This is a genomic window from Pseudomonas sp. GW822-FHT07A10, from assembly GCF_058798795.1.
The window spans coordinates 276363-292925 of the sequence record NZ_JBXAKV010000008.1; the positions used below are offsets into that span (position 1 = coordinate 276363).

The window sequence follows — 16563 nt, forward strand, 5'->3', positions numbered from 1 at the left end:
AGGCGCGGCCCCTCCAAAAGGCGGGAAGCGACGGACAACGGATATCTCCGGAGCGTCTGGTTAGTTAATAAAAATGCTCTCAAAAGGAGAATGAATGTGACTGCGCTTAATTTGATTCCCGGCCAACTGAGCCTTGCCCAACTGCGTGATGTGTATCAGCAACCGGTCAAAATCACCCTCGACGAAAGCGCTTCGGCGCAAATCGAAGCCAGCGTTGCCTGCGTGGAACAGATCCTCGCCGAGAACCGCACCGCGTATGGCATTAACACCGGTTTCGGCCTGCTGGCCTCGACCCGCATCGCCAGCGAAGACCTGGAAAACCTCCAGCGCTCGCTGGTGCTGTCCCATGCCGCCGGTGTCGGCGAGCCGATCAGCGACGCCCTGGTGCGACTGGTCATGGTGCTCAAGGTCAACAGCCTGAGCCGTGGTTTCTCCGGCATTCGTCGTCAGGTGATCGACGCACTGATCGCGCTGATCAATGCCGAGGTTTACCCGCATATTCCTCTGAAAGGTTCGGTTGGTGCCTCCGGCGATTTGGCGCCGTTGGCGCACATGTCGCTGGTACTGCTGGGTGAAGGCAAGGCGCGCTACAAAGGCGAATGGCTGCCCGCCACCGAAGCGCTGAAAGTCGCCGGTCTGACACCGCTGACCCTGGCAGCGAAAGAAGGTCTGGCGCTGCTCAACGGCACTCAGGTGTCCACCGCCTACGCCCTGCGTGGCCTGTTCGAAGGCGAAGATCTGTTCGCCGGCGCCCTGGCCCTTGGCGGCCTGACGGTCGAAGCGGTACTGGGTTCGCGCTCGCCATTCGACGCGCGTATTCATGCCGCTCGCGGCCAGAAAGGCCAGATCGACGCCGCTGCTGCTTACCGCGATTTGCTGGGCGAGCGCAGTGAAGTGTCCGACTCGCACGAGAACTGCGAAAAGGTCCAGGACCCATACTCCCTGCGCTGCCAGCCGCAAGTCATGGGCGCCTGCCTGACCCAGTTCCGTCAGGCCGCCGAAGTGCTCGCCATCGAAGCCAACGCCGTATCGGACAACCCATTGGTGTTCGCCGCTGAAGGCGACGTGATCTCCGGCGGTAACTTCCACGCCGAGCCGGTAGCCATGGCTGCCGACAACATGGCTCTGGCCATTGCCGAAATCGGTTCCCTGAGCGAACGCCGCATCTCGCTGATGATGGACAAGCACATGTCGCAACTGCCGCCGTTCCTGGTGGCCAATGGCGGCGTGAACTCGGGCTTCATGATCGCTCAAGTAACGGCAGCGGCACTGGCCAGCGAGAACAAGGCGCTGTCCCATCCGCATTCGGTGGACAGCCTGCCGACTTCCGCCAACCAGGAAGACCACGTGTCCATGGCGCCGGCTGCCGGCAAGCGTCTGTGGGAAATGGCCGAGAACACTCGCGGGATTCTTGCGGTGGAATGGTTGGCGGCGGCCCAGGGTCTGGATCTGCGCGACGGTCTGAAAACCTCGCCAAAACTGGAAAAAGCCCGCGCCATTCTGCGTGCTGAAGTGCCGTTCTACGAGAAGGACCGCTTCTTTGCGCCGGACATCAATGCGGCCAGTGAGTTGTTGGCGACGCGTTGCCTGAATGGCCTGGTGACGGCGAAGTTGCTGCCTAGCCTGTAATAGCTCCTTCTCTGATGATCATTCCCACGCGGAGCGTGGGAATGATCATTTAGCGTCGAATAAGAATAATTAAGGACGAGAAATGCAACAGCCAGCAAAAGGTTTGAAACGCGGGCTCTCTGCCCGACATATTCGCTTCATGGCACTGGGGTCGGCGATCGGCACCGGGCTGTTTTACGGTTCTGCCTCGGCCATTCAAATGGCCGGCCCCGCGGTCCTGCTCGCTTACCTGATCGGTGGCGCGGCGGTGTTCATGGTCATGCGCGCCCTTGGCGAGATGGCGGTGCATAACCCGGTGGCCGGTTCTTTCGGCCAGTACGCCAGCACCTATCTGGGGCCAATGGCGGGCTTTATCCTCGGTTGGACCTACGCATTTGAAATGGTCATTGTCGGTATGGCCGACGTGACCGCATTCGGCATTTACATGGGTTTCTGGTTTCCGGAAGTCTCCCGCTGGATCTGGGTGCTGGGCATCGTTTCGGTGGTCGGCGGCTTGAACCTGTGCAACGTCAAAGTCTTCGGCGAAATGGAGTTCTGGTTGTCGCTGCTCAAGGTCGCGGCCATCGTCGCGATGATCCTCGGCGGTTTCGGCATCATGCTGTTCGGCATCAGCAATGCGCCCGGTGCCCAGGCGACCGATATCAGCAATCTCTGGACCCAGGGCGGCTTCATGCCCAATGGCGTGGGCGGCTTGATCGCCTCGTTTGCGGTGGTGATGTTTGCCTTTGGCGGTATTGAAATCATCGGCGTTACCGCCGGTGAAGCCAAAGACCCGCAGCATGTGCTGCCTCGCGCGATCAATGCCGTACCGTTGCGAATCCTGCTGTTCTACGTGCTGACGATGCTGGTGCTGATGTCGATCTTCCCGTGGCAGCAGATCGGCAGCCAAGGCAGCCCGTTCGTGCAGATTTTCGACAACCTGGGGATCAGCTCGGCGGCGACCATCCTCAACATCGTGGTGATCTCGGCGGCGGTGTCGGCCATCAACAGTGACATCTTCGGCGCGGGCCGCATGATGTATGGCCTGGCTCAGCAAGGGCACGCACCGAAAGGCTTCGCTCGCTTGTCGCGCAATGGCGTGCCGTGGTTGACGGTGATGGTGATGAGTTGCGCTCTGCTGCTGGGTGTGTTGCTGAACTACCTGATCCCGGAAAACGTGTTTCTGTTGATCGCCTCCATCGCGACGTTTGCCACGGTGTGGGTCTGGCTGATGATTCTGTTCACCCAGGTGGCCATGCGTCGCTCCATGAGTGCCGAGCAGGTCGCGCAATTGAAATTCCCGGTGCCGTTCTGGCCCTATGCGCCGATGGCGGCGATTGCCTTCATGCTGTTCATCTTCGGCGTGCTGGGTTATTTCCCGGACACCCAGGCGGCGTTGATCGTTGGCGTGGTCTGGATTGCATTGCTGGTGCTGGCCTACCTGACGTGGGTCAAACCGGCGGCAGGCAAGGCGGTGCCGGTGGAACAGGAACCTTCTTTTTCTCATCGATAACCTAACGGAGGCCAAGGATGAAAACGCTCTGGCAACACTGCCACGTCGCAACCATGGCGCAAGGCGTCTACTCGATCATCGAGGATGCGGCCATCGTGACGTCCGGTGCGCACATTGAGTGGGTCGGCCCACGCGCCGAACTGCTGGCCGGCGAGTACCCGGCCGTCAATGACTTGAGCGGGGCCTGGGTCACTCCGGGCCTGATCGACTGCCACACCCACACAGTGTTCGGCGGCAACCGCAGCGGCGAATTCGAGCAGCGCCTGCAAGGCGTCAGCTACGCGGAAATCGCCGCTGCCGGCGGCGGCATTGCCAGCACCGTGCGCGCCACCCGCGCCGCCAGCGAAGATGAGCTGTTCGCCAGCGCCGCCAAGCGTCTGAAAAGCCTGATGCGTGATGGCGTGACCACCGTCGAAATGAAATCCGGCTACGGCCTGGACCTGGCCAGCGAACGCAAGATCCTGCGGGTGATCCGCCGTCTCGGCGCCGAGCTACCCGTCAGCGTGCGCAGCACATGCCTGGCGGCTCACGCCTTGCCGCCGGAATACACCGACCGCGCCGACGCGTACATCGATCACATCTGCAGCGAAATGCTCCCGGCCCTGGCAGCCGAAGGGCTGGTGGATGCGGTAGACGCGTTCTGTGAATACCTGGCGTTTTCGCCAGAGCAGGTCGAGCGGGTGTTCGTCGCCGCGCAGAACCTCGGCTTACCGGTGAAGCTGCACGCCGAGCAATTGTCATCGCTGCACGGTTCGAGCCTGGCGGCGCGTTACCACGCACTGTCCGCCGATCATCTGGAATTCATGACCGAAGACGACGCCATCGCCATGGCCAAGTCCGGCACCGTCGCGGTATTACTGCCCGGCGCGTTTTACTTCCTGCGGGAAACCCAATTGCCACCGATGGAAGCCCTGCGCAAACACGGGGTGAAAATCGCCATCGCCAGCGACCTTAACCCGGGCACTTCGCCGGCGTTGTCGTTGCGCTTGATGCTGAACATGGCCTGCACCTGCTTCCGCATGACCCCGGAAGAGGCGCTGGCGGGCGCGACTATTCATGCCGCCACCGCGTTGGGCATGGGCCAAACCCACGGTTCGCTGGAAGCCGGCAAGGTCGCAGACTTCGTCGCCTGGCAAATCGATCGTCCGGCCGACCTGTCGTACTGGCTGGGCGGCGACCTGGAAAAACGCGTCGTGCGTCACGGCGTTGAATCAAATCTGTAGGAGAGCGGTTGTGGATAAGGTTCTGAACTTCAAACAAGGCCGCGTGCCGCTGCTGATCAGCATGCCCCACGCCGGCCTGCGCCTGACCCCGACGGTGGAAGCGGGGTTGATCCCCGACGCGAAAAGCCTGCCGGACACCGATTGGCATATCCCCAGGCTTTATGAATTCGCCGCCGAACTGGGCGCCAGCACCCTGGCGGCCGAGTACTCGCGGTTTGTCATCGACCTGAACCGGCCGTCCGACGACAAGCCTTTATATGTCGGCGCCACTACCGGTCTGTATCCAGCGACGCTGTTCGATGGCGTGCCGTTGTTCCGCGAAGGGCTGGAGCCGTCGGCTGCAGAGCGGGCGACGTATCTGGAGCAGATCTGGACGCCGTACCACCGCACCTTGCAGGAAGAGCTGGCGCGGCTGAAAGCCGAGTTCGGCTACGCGCTGCTGTTCGACGCGCACTCGATCCGCTCGGTGATCCCGCACCTGTTCGACGGCAAGCTGCCGGACTTCAACCTCGGCACCTTCAACGGCGCCAGCTGCGATCCACAGTTGGCCACACAGCTGGAAGCGATCTGCGCGAAGCACACCGATTACAGCCATGTGCTGAACGGTCGCTTCAAGGGCGGTCACGTCACCCGGCATTATGGCAATCCGGCCGAGAACATTCATGCCGTGCAACTGGAGTTGGGCCAGTGCACGTATATGGAAGAGTTCCAGCCGTTCCGTTATCGCCCGGATCTGGCGGAACCGACTCAGGTGGTGCTCAGGGAGTTGCTGCAAGGGTTGTTGGCGTGGGGCGAAAAGCATTACAGCGCGTAACCCTGTGGCGAACGGGCCTTTGTGGCGAGGGAGCTTGTCGGATCGCCGCACCGTCCCGCTCGGCGGCGAAGCCGTCGTAAACCCGGTTGGTCGGGCGTATCTGATGAAGCTCGGTTGAATGGTTTGGGGGCTGCTTCGCAACCCAGCGGGAGCAAGCTCCCTCGCCACAGATTAGTGTTCGCCTTGGTAACGCATCAGGACAGTCGCCACCGTGCAAAACACGGTCGCCACAGGTCACTTTTGCCGACTCGGCGCTGCGTAACGTTGTGGGCACGGTGCACAAAGACACCGGGCCCACAATAATCTGCTGCCGAGCGAGCCTTCCCGATGAAACGACTGTTCAACCGCTGTCTGTTAATCCTCACCGGCACTGCTCTTCTGAGCACCAGCGTTTTCGCCAACGACCCCGCTTCCTGCAAGACCGTGCGCATGGGCGTGGTCAACTGGACCGACGTCATTGCCACCAGCGGCATGGCCGATGTGCTGCTTAATGGCCTTGGCTATGAAAGCAAGCAAACCAGCGCCGTACAGCAAATCATCTTCGCCGGCATCCGCGACAAACGCCTCGATATCTTCCTCGGTTACTGGAAACCGGCGATGGACAAGAACATCGCCCCGTTCGTCGCTGCCAATCAAGTGAAGGTCATGGATAAACCGAGCCTGGCCGACGCCCAGGCAACGCTCGCGGTACCTGATTACGTCGCTGCCGCCGGCCTGAAAACCTTTGCTGACATCGCCAGGTTCAAGGATCAGTTGGGCGGCAAAATCTACGGCATCGAGCCGGGCAGCGGTGCCAACACCACCATCAAAACCATGATCGAGACCAACCGCTTCGGTTTGAAGGACTTCAAGCTGATCGAGTCCGGTGAGGCCGGGATGCTCGCCGCCGTGCAGCGGGCGGTCAATCGCAAGGAGTTCGTGGTGTTCGTCGGCTGGACCCCGCATCCGATGAACATCAACATGAACATCGCCTACCTGACCGGCAGCGAAGACGTCTATGGCCCGAACGAAGGCGCGGCGACCGTTTCCACCGTGACCGCGCCGGACTATGCGGAGCGTTGCCCGAACGTGAACCGTCTATTGGAAAACCTGACCTTCACCGCTGCCCAGGAAAGCCAGTTGATGGTGCCGATCATGGAGCGCAAGACGCCGCAGGATGTCGCCAAACAGTGGCTGCGTGATCATCCCGAAGACCTTCAGCGCTGGCTGGCGGGTGTCAGCAGTTTCGATGGCAAGGATGGCGTGGCGACCGTTCAGGCCAGTTTGAAACCCTGATGGCCGCGTATCCGATCTCTGCGCAGATGTCGGCATTCGTCGAGAAAACCCTCAGCTTCAACAGCACTGACAGCAGCCTCGCCGGTATGCGTCAGGCCTACAGCGAGATGTGCCGGGCGTTTACCCCGCCACATCCCGCGGGGCTTGAGGTGGTCGATTTCGAGTTGGCGGGAGTCGCGGTGCGCGCCTGGCAACCACCGGTTCCGCCGCCGACCAACGGTTGGCCCTGCATTGTGTATCTGCATGGAGGCGGTTGGGTGGTAGGGGATCTGGATTCCCACGACTTCATCTGCGCCGAACTGGCATCGGTGCTCGGTGTGTTGGTGATCGCCGTCGATTATCGGCTGGCGCCGGAGCATCCGTTTCCAGCGGCGTTCGATGACTGCCTGAGTGTCTGGCGTGCGTTGCGCACGGGGCCGTTTCAACTCGACCCGGCGCGGACGCTGGTGGCCGGCGACAGCGCTGGCGGCAACCTTGCCGCTGCGTTGTGTCTGGCCTTGCGCGATGCCGGCGAACCGGGGCCTTGCGCACAGGTTCTGATTTATCCGGGGCTGGGCGGTGATCACCCATTGCCGTCGCGCAGTGAATGCGCCGACGCGCCATTGCTGGGTAGCAGCGATCTGGATTGTTATCACGCGCTGTACTTGGGGGGGATCCGTCAGCCAACGGCCTATGCGATGCCCTTGCTCGCCGACGACTTCAGCGGCCTGCCGCCGGCGCTGATCGCTGTGGCGCAGTTCGACCCGTTGCGCGATGACGGCGTGCTCTACGCCGGGCGACTCAACGCCGCCGGCGTGAGCGCAATGCTTTATTACGGTCAGGGGCTGGTTCACGGTTGTTTGCGGGCGCGGGGGCAGGTTGCCGAGGTCGACCGACTCTATGAAACCCTGCTCGGCTATTTGGCAGACAAGACGGGCTGAGAAGACGGGCTGACAAACGCTGACGCTGCGAGGGGCATGCTCATTGAAGTAATTCGGGTTTATGATGCCGGACGGCAGAATAATAGAAGTCCCTACAGGGATGACCTCGACCCCTTACGGAGCGCGCAATGCAGACTTTGTACCCGCAGATCAAACCCCACGCCCGGCACGATCTGGCCGTCGATAAAACCCATACGCTGTATGTCGACGAAAGCGGTTCACCGGAAGGTTTGCCGGTAGTGTTCATTCACGGCGGCCCTGGCGCCGGGTGTGATGCGCAGAGCCGCCGGTATTTCGATCCGAACCTGTATCGCATCGTCACCTTCGACCAGCGCGGTTGCGGTCGCTCCACGCCCCACGCCAGCCTTGAGAACAACACCACCTGGGATCTGGTCGCCGACCTCGAGCGGATTCGCAAGCACTTGGGCATCGACAAATGGGTGCTGTTCGGCGGTTCCTGGGGGTCGACCCTGGCCCTGGCTTACGCACAAACCCATCCGGAACGTGTGCACGGTCTGATTCTGCGCGGGATTTTTCTCTGCCGTCCCCAGGAAATCGAGTGGTTCTACCAGTGTGGCGCCAGTCGCCTGTTCCCCGATTACTGGCAGGACTACATCGCGCCGATCCCGCTGGACGAACGCGACGACTTGCTCACGGCATTCCACAAACGCCTGGTCGGCAACGACCAGATCGCCCAGATGCACGCGGCCAAGGCCTGGTCCATCTGGGAAGGCCGCACCGCGACCTTGCGTCCGAACCCGCTGGTGGTCGATCGATTCTCCGAACCCCAGCGTGCGTTGTCCATCGCCCGCATCGAATGCCACTACTTCACCAACAACGCTTTCCTTGAGCCGAACCAGCTGATCCGCGACATGGGCAAGATCGCCCATTTGCCCGGCGTCATCGTCCATGGTCGCTATGACGTGATCTGCCCGCTGGACAACGCCTGGGAACTGCATCAAGCCTGGCCGAACAGCGAATTGCAGGTGATCCGCGACGCCGGCCATGCGGCGTCCGAACCGGGGATCACCGATGCATTGGTACGCGCCGCCGATCAGATGGCCCGTCGCTTGCTCGACCTGTCGCCTGACGAAGCATGAAGGCCCTGCTGCAACGCGTGCGCGGCGCGCGAGTCGAGGTCGCGGGAGAGGTGGTTGGTGCGATAGATCAGGGGTTGCTGGTGCTGGTGGCGGTCGAACCCGACGACACGCAGGCCAGCGCCGACAAACTTCTGCATAAACTGCTTAACTATCGAGTATTCAGTGATGCCGAGGGCAAGATGAATCTGTCCTTGGCTGACGTGGACGGCGGGTTGTTGCTGGTCTCGCAGTTCACCCTGGCCGCCGATACCAAAAACGGGTTGCGTCCGAGTTTTTCGACTGCAGCCCCTCCGGCCTTGGGCGAGGCGCTGTTCGACTATCTATTGGGCAAAGCGAAACAGGTGCATGGCACTGTGGCATCAGGTAGATTCGGCGCGGATATGCAGGTGCACCTGGTCAATGATGGCCCGGTAACCTTCCTGTTACAGACGTGAAAGCGCTTGAAACATGTTTTTAAGGGCATTTCGGCTGAAAACAGAGGCTTTTCCCGATAAATACTTGCTTCCCCCTGATGCGTTGTAACGCGGCCTACTAGATAATCGCGCGCTACGGGGATCAGCGTTCGTTGGTCCATTTTGACTTAGGTAGAGACTTGTCCGCGGCCTGTTGGGGAATCATTTTGCCCCATGGGAGTCGGAACAATGCTCGCCAACTTGGCAAGAGTGGTCCGCAGGGTCGGTTTTTTTCCACCGTACACCGTGCTGGCACTTTAACTGGCCGTTGGTTTTTTGATCTGTTTTCGGCGAGGGTTGCTCGTGATTGTTAGTCCCTGTAATGCACCAAAATTGTCTGCCAAACGGTTTCGAAATGCTCTGGTAGCGGGCTCTGCACTGCTCTGCCTGTTCAGCGCCGGCCAGCTTTGGGCATTCAATCTGGATGACGTATCGGTCAAGGCAAAAGAGCTGGCCGGGCAAAAATACGAAGCCCCGCGCAGTAACCTGCCGAATGAATTTCGTGAGATGAAATTCGCGGATTATCAAAAAATTCGCTTCCTCACCGAAAAAGCCGAGTGGGCTAACCAGAAAACCCCATTCAAGCTGTCGTTCTATCACCAGGGCATGCACTTCGATACGCCGGTGAAAATCAACGAAATCACGGCCAACGCCGTCGAAGAGATCAAATACGACCCAAGTCGTTTCGATTTCGGCGATATGAAGTTCGATCCTAAAGCCACTGAGAAGCTGGGTTATGCCGGTTTCCGTGTGCTCTACCCGATCAACAAGGCCGACAAGCAAGACGAAATCATGACCATGCTCGGCGCGAGTTATTTCCGCGTCGTCGGCAAGGGCCACACCTATGGCCTGTCCGCTCGCGGCATGGCCATCGATACCGCCTTGCCGTCCGGCGAAGAGTTCCCGCGTTTCACCGAGTTCTGGATTCAGCAGCCGAAGCCGGGCGACAAGCACCTGGTGATCTTCGCCCTGCTGGACTCGCCGCGCGCCACCGGTGCCTATCGCCTGACCCTGCGTCCGGGCAGCGACACGGTCGTCGACGTCAAGGCCAAGATGTTCCTGCGTGACAAGGTCACCAAACTTGGCGTTGCGCCGCTGACCAGCATGTTCCTGTTCGGCGCCAACCAGCCGTCGAAAGTGCTGAACTACCGTCGCGAACTGCACGACTCCAGCGGTCTGTCGATCCATGCCGGCAACGGCGAATGGATCTGGCGCCCATTGAACAACCCGAAACACCTGGCCGTGAGCAACTTCTCGATCGAGAACCCGCGCGGTTTCGGCTTGCTGCAGCGTGGTCGTGACTTCAGCCACTACGAAGACCTCGATGACCGCTACGACAAGCGCCCAAGCGCCTGGATCGAGCCGAAAGGCGATTGGGGCAAGGGCTCCGTCGATCTGGTGGAGATTCCTACCGCTGACGAAACCAACGACAATATCGTTGCTTTCTGGAGCCCGGAAAAACTGCCAGAGCCTGGCCAGCCCCTGGACGTCGCCTATCGCATGCACTGGACCATCGACGAAGCCGCCCTGCATTCGGCGGACAGCGCCTGGGTCCAACAGACCCTGCGTTCCACGGGTGATGTGAAGCAGTCGAACCTGATTCGTCAGCCGGACGGCAGCGTGGCCTACCTGGTGGATTTCCAGGGTCCGTCCCTGCAAGACTTGCCGGAAGATGCCGAAGTGCGCAGTCAGGTGAGCGTTGGCGACAACGCGGAACTGGTCGAGAACAGCGTCCGTTACAACCCTGAAACCAAGGGCTGGCGCCTGACCCTGCGGATGAAGATCAAGGATCCGAACAAGTCCACCGAAATGCGTGCAGCACTGGTCAAGACCATCACGCCTGCCGAGACGATCAAGACCACGGCGCCAGCGTCCAGCTCTTCCGTTGCCAAGGCCGACAAGATCGCCGCCAAGCAGCAGGAGAAGAAGGACAAGGAGGCCAAGCAAGCTGAAGCGCAAGCCCAGCAAGTCAAGGACACCAAGGACAAGGACAACAAAGACGCCAAGCAGCCTGTCGCTGCCGAAGCGGCCCCTGCCACACCGGAATCGGCACCGACTGAACAAGTCCTGACCGAGACCTGGAGCTATCAGTTGCCCGCCGATGAGTAATTCACAAGTACAGCCACAAACGCTTGCCGAGTACCTGGCGCATTTGCCGATGACCGACGAGCAGCGCGCGGAACTCGCGGGCTGCAAGTCTTTCAGTGAACTGCACGAACGTCTGTCGTCCCAGGCGTTCGACGCGCCGACCGATGCCGCCCAGGCATCGGTCGGGCGGCGCCTGACCCTGAACACCGCCGAAGAACTGGCGGATGCGCAAATGCTGGGGCTCGACGCCAGTGGTCGGGTTTGCCTCAAGGCAGCCCCGCCGATCCGTCGGACCAAAGTCGTTCCGGAGCCATGGCGCACCAATATTCTGGTGCGTGGCTGGCGTCGGCTGACCGGTCGCACCAACCCGCCGCAGCCGCCGAAAGACGAGAACGTGCTGCCGGCGGCTCGCTGGCGCACCGTCGGTTCGATCCGCCGCTATATTCTGCTGGTGCTGATGCTCGGTCAGACGATCGTCGCCGGCTGGTACATGAAAGGCATCATGCCGTACCAGGGCTGGTCGTTCGTCGATCTTGAAGAAGTCCTGCACCAACCGCTTCTGCAAACCGCGGCCCAGGTGCTGCCTTACGCGTTGCAAACCAGCATCCTGATTCTGTTCGGGATTCTGTTCTGCTGGGTGTCGGCCGGTTTCTGGACCGCGCTGATGGGCTTCCTCGAGTTGATCACGGGTCGCGACAAGTACCGCATTTCCGGCGCCAGCGCCGGCAACGAGCCGATCGCCAAGGACGCACGCACCGCATTGGTGATGCCGATCTGCAACGAAGACGTGCCGCGGGTGTTCGCCGGTTTGCGGGCGACCTTCGAGTCGGTTGCAGCCTCGGGTAACCTGGATCGCTTCGACTTTTTCGTGCTCAGCGACAGTAACGACGCCGATATCTGCGTCGCCGAACAGCAGGCCTGGCTGGACGTCTGCCGTGAAGCCAAGGGCTTCGGCAAGATCTTCTACCGCCGCCGTCGTCGTCGCGTAAAACGTAAAAGCGGCAACCTCGACGACTTCTGCCGTCGTTGGGGCGGTGACTACAAATACATGGTCGTGCTCGACGCCGACAGCGTAATGAGTGGCGAATGCCTGAGCAGCCTGGTGCGCCTGATGGAAGCCACGCCGGACGCCGGGATCATCCAGACCGCGCCGCGTGCGTCGGGCATGGACACCCTTTATGCGCGTATGCAGCAGTTCGCCACCCGTGTGTACGGTCCACTGTTCACCGCTGGCCTGCACTTCTGGCAGTTGGGCGAATCCCACTACTGGGGCCACAACGCGATCATCCGCATGAAGCCGTTCATCGAGCACTGCGCCCTGGCGCCGTTGCCCGGTAAAGGCGCGTTCGCCGGTGCGATTCTGTCCCACGACTTCGTTGAAGCGGCGCTGATGCGCCGTGCCGGCTGGGGCGTGTGGATTGCCTATGACTTGCCGGGCAGCTACGAAGAACTGCCACCGAACCTGCTGGACGAACTCAAGCGTGACCGTCGCTGGTGCCACGGCAACCTGATGAACTTCCGGCTGTTCCTGGTCAAGGGCATGCACCCGGTACACCGCGCGGTGTTCCTGACAGGCGTGATGTCTTACCTGTCGGCGCCGTTGTGGTTCTTCTTCCTCGTGCTGTCGACGGCCCTGCTGGCGACCAACACGCTGATGGAGCCGCAGTACTTCCTGGAGCCGCGCCAGCTCTATCCGCTGTGGCCACAATGGCACCCGGACAAGGCGATTGCGCTGTTCTCGACGACCATCGTGCTGCTGTTCCTGCCGAAGCTGCTGAGCATCATCCTGATCTGGGCCAAGGGCGCGAAAGAGTTCGGTGGCAAGTTCAAGGTGACGCTGTCGATGCTGCTGGAGATGTTGTTCTCCATGCTGCTGGCGCCGGTGCGGATGATTTTCCACACCCGTTTCGTGCTCGCCGCGTTCCTCGGCTGGGCCGCAACCTGGAACTCGCCGCAACGTGACGACGACTCCACGCCTTGGAGCGAGGCGGTCAAGCGCCACGGTCCGCAAACCGTGCTGGGCTTCTTCTGGGCGCTGTTGGTGATCTGGCTGAACCCGAGCTTCCTCTGGTGGCTGGTGCCGATCGTCGGTTCGCTGATGCTGTCGATTCCGGTGTCGGTGATCTCCAGTCGTGTCGGCCTGGGCCTGAAATCCCGTGACGAGAGCCTGTTCCTGATTCCTGAGGAATACAATCCGCCGCAGGCATTGCTGGCGACCGATCAGTACACCCACGAAAACCGCTGGCATGCACTGCACGACGGCTTCGTCCGGTCGGTGGTCGATCCACAGCAGAACGCGTTGGCGTGTGCGCTGGCGACGTCTCGTCACCGTCAGGCCGAGCCGATCGAATGGCTGCGTATCGAGCGGGTTCGCCATGCGATGAAGGTCGGGCCTGAAGGGCTGACCAACAACGAGCGAGTGGCCCTGCTGAGCGATCCGGTGGCACTGGGTCGCTTGCATGAGCAAGTCTGGAGCGAAGGCCATGCCGAGTGGCTGCAGGCCTGGCGCACTTCGGTGGATGCCGATCCTCATGCGCCGCTGTTGCCGCTCAAGCCGTTGAGCGTGCAGCCTCAGTTGGCATAATGAAAAACCCCGCGAGAGCGGGGTTTTTTTTGTGCTGATGATCGTTCCGTGTTCTGCGTGGGAACGATCAAACAAATCTCCTTCAACCCCTTGTGCAAACGGCCGAGTGCGTTAGCATCCGTCCCCGAATTGGTGCGCCCGGACAACTTTCTGTTCGTATCTGCCGGTTTCCCAAAGGAAACCTGCGGTTTGCGTGCCTCACAATGCGATGGGTTTTGGGGACTTGAAGATGAAGAAGTATCTGTCGATGCTGCTGGTCGGCGTCACGGCATTGGTTGCAGTCAGCGCGGCGCAGGCCGGTGCCATCGATGACGCGGTCAAGCGCGGCACGCTGAAAGTCGGCATGGACCCGACCTACATGCCGTTCGAAATGACCAACAAGCGCGGCGAAATCATCGGCTTCGAAGTCGACATCCTCAAAGCCATGGCCAAGGCCATGGGCGTCAAGCTGGAAATGGTATCCACCGGCTACGACGGCATCATCCCGGCCCTGCTGACCGACAAGTTCGACATGATCGGCAGTGGCATGACCCTGACCCAGGAACGCAACCTGCGCCTGAACTTCAGCGAGCCCTTCATCGTGGTCGGCCAGACGCTGCTGATCCGCAAGGAGCTGGAAGGCACCATCAAGTCCTATAAAGACCTGAATACCGCCGACTACCGCATCACCTCCAAGCTCGGCACCACCGGCGAGATGGTCGCCAAAAAACTCATTTCCAAAGCCAAGTACCACGGCTACGACAACGAGCAGGAAGCAGTGCTCGACGTGGTCAACGGCAAGGCTGACGCCTTCATCTACGACGCGCCTTACAACGTCGTGGCGGTGAATAAGGTCGGCAACGGCAAACTGCTGTTCCTCGACAAGCCGTTTACCTATGAGCCTCTGGCTTTCGGCCTGAAGAAGGGCGACTACGACAGCCTCAACTTCATCAACAACTTCCTGCACCAGATCCACGAAGACGGCACCTACGATCGCATCCATGACAAGTGGTTTAAAGACACCGCTTGGCTCAAGGATATGGAGTAACACTCGGTCAGATAGATCGAGTCGCCCCCTTCGCGGGCAAGCCTCGCTCCTACAGGCGGGATTGGAGTAATCCCAATCTTGCGCAAACGCGATCCCTTGTAGGAGCGAGGCTTGCCCGCGAAGGCGTCCTCCCCAGCGACTTAGCATTCGGAACCTGCAAACCCCAATGAAACAGAAAAAAACCCAATGGCCCTGGCACGTATTAACCGTGCTGGTGCTGATCGGCCTGGCTGGCGCGTTGTACTACGCCACCTCGCTGATGTCCTACGAATGGCGCTGGAACCGTGTGCCGCAGTACTTCGCCTACCACGCCGAAGAGTCCCAGCGTGCGGCCGACATCTCCACCGTCAGTGAGCTGGTGCGCAAGGGCGGCAAGGCTGAAGTGACCCTGCGCAATGATGCCGGGGATGAGCAGCACCTGACGGTTGACGACAACAGCCTGCAAGTCGCGCAAGGCGATGATGTGGCCGAAGGCGACGTGATCGGTGTGACCCGGCATTGGGCCGCCGGCCCGCTGCTATGGGGTCTCTGGACCACGTTGTGGTTGTCCCTGGTGTCTGGCGTGCTTGGCCTGCTGATCGGCCTGGCCACCGGGCTGTGCCGTCTGTCGAACAACCCGACGCTGCGCGACCTCTCGACCATCTACGTCGAACTGGTACGCGGTACGCCGCTGTTGGTGCAGATTTTCATTTTCTACTTCTTCATCGGCACCGTGATGAACCTCTCCCGGGAGTTCGCCGGGATCGCCGCGTTGTCGCTGTTCACCGGTGCCTACGTGGCGGAGATCGTCCGCTCTGGCGTGCAGTCCATTGCCCGTGGCCAGAACGAAGCGGCGCGCTCCCTCGGTTTGAGCGGTGGCCAGTCGATGCGCCACGTGGTGCTGCCACAAGCGTTCAAGCGCGTGCTGCCACCGCTGGCCGGGCAGTTCATCAGTCTGGTCAAGGACACATCGCTGGTGTCGGTGATCGCGATTACCGAACTGTTGAAAAGCGGTCGCGAAGTCATCACCACCTCGTTCTCGCCGTTCGAAATCCTGTTCTGCGTGGCTGGGCTGTACCTGTTGATCAACCTGCCGCTGTCGAAAATCGCCAGTCGGCTTGAGCGGAGGCTCGCGCAAAGTGATTGAAGTCCGCGATCTGATTAAAGTCTTCGACACTCGCGGCCAGGTGGTTCGCGCGGTGGACAACGTCACCACCCAAGTGGCGAAGGGCGAAGTATTGGTGGTGATCGGCCCGTCCGGTTCCGGCAAATCGACCTTTCTGCGCTGCCTGAATGGCCTGGAAGCGTTCGACTCCGGTTCGGTGAGCATCGACGGTCTGCAACTGGCCGACCCGAAAACCGACGTCAACGCCTACCGCCGCGAAGTCGGCATGGTGTTTCAGCATTTCAACCTGTTCCCGCACATGACCGTGCTGGAGAACCTCTGCCTGGCCCAGAAAGTCGTGCGCAAGCGAGGCAAGAAGGAGCGCGAGGCCAAGGCCATGGTGTTGCTGGAAAAGGTCGGTATCGCTCAGAAGGCCCACGAGTTTCCATCGCGCCTGTCCGGTGGTCAGCAGCAGCGCGTGGCCATTGCTCGGGCGTTGGCGATGGAGCCGAAGGTCATGCTGTTCGATGAGCCGACGTCGGCGCTCGACCCGGAAATGGTCGGTGAAGTGCTGGATGTGATGAAGACCCTGGCCGTGGAAGGCATGACCATGGTGTGCGTCACCCACGAAATGGGCTTCGCCCGGGAAGTGGCGGATCGGGTGCTGTTCTTCGATCACGGCAAATTGCTGGAAGATGCCTCGCCGGCCGAGTTCTTCGATGCACCGAAGGATCCGCGTGCGCAGGCGTTTTTGCGGCAGGTTCTCTAACTTCGTCGCCTGATCCATCGCATTCGCGGGCAAGCCTCGCTCCTTGTATGTTGGCCGAACACCCGGCGAGAGCAGCTAAGCTCCTCGGTGTTGTCTCAAAGATGTG

The 16563-nt window shown here is 60.8% G+C and carries 13 protein-coding genes; all 13 read left to right on the forward strand.

The features are described from left to right. Nucleotides 1-90: 90 nt before the first annotated feature. The 13 genes from hutH (at nt 91) to AC1RL4_RS16135 (ending at nt 16457) form a co-directional block, all read left to right on the forward strand. Nucleotides 91-1629, forward strand: coding sequence for a histidine ammonia-lyase (gene hutH, locus AC1RL4_RS16075; protein WP_019581827.1), 1539 nt, complete (start codon nt 91-93; stop codon nt 1627-1629). Nucleotides 1630-1711: 82 nt separating this feature from the next. After that, nucleotides 1712-3121 (forward strand): amino acid permease, encoded by a 1410-nt coding sequence (locus AC1RL4_RS16080; RefSeq protein WP_019581828.1) that lies wholly within the window; start codon nt 1712-1714, stop codon nt 3119-3121. 17 nt (nt 3122-3138) lie between these two features. Then, nucleotides 3139-4344, forward strand: a complete 1206-nt coding sequence (gene hutI, locus AC1RL4_RS16085) for an imidazolonepropionase (protein ID WP_230173955.1) — start codon at nt 3139-3141, stop codon at nt 4342-4344. 10 nt (nt 4345-4354) lie between these two features. Next, nucleotides 4355-5158, forward strand: a complete 804-nt coding sequence (gene hutG / locus AC1RL4_RS16090; protein WP_230173953.1) for an N-formylglutamate deformylase — start codon at nt 4355-4357, stop codon at nt 5156-5158. 327 nt (nt 5159-5485) lie between these two features. Next, nucleotides 5486-6433 carry a choline ABC transporter substrate-binding protein gene (locus AC1RL4_RS16095; RefSeq protein WP_019581830.1) on the forward strand — a complete coding sequence of 316 codons (948 nt, stop codon included), beginning with the start codon at nt 5486-5488 and terminating at the stop codon, nt 6431-6433. After that, entirely contained in the window at nt 6433-7353 is a 921-nt protein-coding gene (locus tag AC1RL4_RS16100; RefSeq protein WP_230173951.1) for an alpha/beta hydrolase, read from the forward strand. Before AC1RL4_RS16095 ends, AC1RL4_RS16100 begins: the two co-directional genes overlap by 1 nt. Before the next feature lie 128 nt (nt 7354-7481). Next, complete coding sequence (pip, locus tag AC1RL4_RS16105; protein WP_018929173.1) at nt 7482-8453, forward strand: prolyl aminopeptidase; 972 nt, start codon at nt 7482-7484, stop codon at nt 8451-8453. After that, the gene (gene dtd / locus AC1RL4_RS16110; RefSeq protein ID WP_018929172.1) at nt 8450-8887 is read left to right on the forward strand and encodes a D-aminoacyl-tRNA deacylase; all 438 of its coding nucleotides are present in this window, start codon (nt 8450-8452) and stop codon (nt 8885-8887) included. The genes pip and dtd overlap by 4 nt, the downstream gene beginning before the upstream one ends. A gap of 321 nt (nt 8888-9208) precedes the next feature. Next, on the forward strand, nt 9209-11014 hold the full coding sequence (locus tag AC1RL4_RS16115) for a glucan biosynthesis protein G (RefSeq protein WP_019581832.1): 1806 nt from the start codon (nt 9209-9211) through the stop codon (nt 11012-11014). Further along, a complete protein-coding gene (gene mdoH, locus AC1RL4_RS16120; RefSeq protein WP_019581833.1) occupies nt 11007-13577 on the forward strand; it encodes a glucans biosynthesis glucosyltransferase MdoH in 2571 nt (856 codons plus the stop codon). The genes AC1RL4_RS16115 and mdoH overlap by 8 nt, the downstream gene beginning before the upstream one ends. 229 nt (nt 13578-13806) lie before the next feature. Next, on the forward strand, nt 13807-14604 hold the full coding sequence (locus tag AC1RL4_RS16125) for a transporter substrate-binding domain-containing protein (RefSeq protein WP_026286648.1): 798 nt from the start codon (nt 13807-13809) through the stop codon (nt 14602-14604). A gap of 166 nt (nt 14605-14770) precedes the next feature. Further along, complete coding sequence (locus tag AC1RL4_RS16130) at nt 14771-15730, forward strand: amino acid ABC transporter permease (RefSeq protein ID WP_230173943.1); 960 nt, start codon at nt 14771-14773, stop codon at nt 15728-15730. Continuing rightward, a complete protein-coding gene (locus AC1RL4_RS16135; RefSeq protein WP_007936789.1) occupies nt 15723-16457 on the forward strand; it encodes an amino acid ABC transporter ATP-binding protein in 735 nt (244 codons plus the stop codon). The genes AC1RL4_RS16130 and AC1RL4_RS16135 overlap by 8 nt, the downstream gene beginning before the upstream one ends. The last annotated feature ends 106 nt before the right edge of the window (nt 16458-16563 follow it).